This is a genomic window from Vibrio sp. 10N.222.49.C9 (assembly GCF_041474985.1).
In the GTDB taxonomy this organism is placed as follows: Bacteria; Pseudomonadota; Gammaproteobacteria; order Enterobacterales; family Vibrionaceae; genus Vibrio; species Vibrio crassostreae_C.
Genome location: NZ_JBFRVD010000418.1, coordinates 1 through 443, shown reverse-complemented (window position 1 = coordinate 443; position 443 = coordinate 1). Strand labels below are relative to the sequence as shown.

1 protein-coding gene is annotated in these 443 nt (G+C 46.5%); it reads left to right on the top strand.

What is annotated here, in order from left to right; genetic code table 11:
- A partial coding sequence (locus tag AB4585_RS23780) for a LysR family transcriptional regulator (protein WP_372171229.1) occupies positions 1–443 on the top strand: 443 nt, incomplete at both ends.

The following is a 443-nucleotide window of genomic DNA, read 5'->3' as shown; positions in this document are numbered from 1 at the left end:
AATCTTTGGAGAGCGCCTATGGGCAAGCGCTCATCTATCGCAATGGCAGGGAGCTAGGATTAACCGATGCTGGCGAGATCGTCTTTCAATACGCACAATCGATACTGTTTCAACAACAAGAGTTGGAAGTGCGGCTCAACGATCTAAAACAGCTCAAAAGTGGCAAGATTACCTTAGGGATCCCTCCAATGGTGGGTCATCTTTACACTCACCTCATACAGGAGTTCTCTCTACAATATCCGGATATTGAGGTTTCAATCGTCGAGAGTGGCAGTCGCAAATTGGAGAGAGCCGTGCTTGATGGAAAGATTGATATTTCCATTACCATGCTCACGGAGCCCGACCCAAGATTTAATACTTGGGCTATCGGCAGCTACCCCATCTTTGCGGTATTACCAAAAACGCAGCAGTGGAAAAATAAACAACAGCTCGATATTGTGGAG